Here is a 389-nt window from a genome sequence, read left to right as displayed (position 1 = left end):
GGCCTCCCCAGTTCCCGCCGCCGCTGTCAGTACGTTCCGCGCCCTCTACGCCGGGGAGTTCTTCACGGCTGCACATCCAGGATCTTCACCGCTTCCATGGCCTTCGCCCCGAGAATGAGAGGCTCGGCACTCCCTGGTCCCGCCCCGAAAGACGGGTGTCTAACGACGCCGCAGGCTTCGCGTGATGCTACGGACCGCACTGTCGCTCCCCCTTACAGGGCTTTTGACGCTGGGCTTCGACCCCGCCCGTTTCCAAACGAGGCCGCCAGCCTGCTACCGGGCCTCCTGGCACCTACCCGGACCGGACTTTCACCGGCAAGCGACGACGAGCTTCACGACAAGTAGATCAGCCGTCTACACGGCATAACCTCCCATCTCTGGGCACACAA

Origin of the sequence: Protofrankia sp. CiP3, assembly GCF_917627345.1 — a bacterium.
In the GTDB taxonomy this organism is placed as follows: Bacteria; Actinomycetota; Actinomycetes; order Frankiales; family Frankiaceae; genus Protofrankia.
This window is presented reverse-complemented; position numbering follows the sequence as displayed.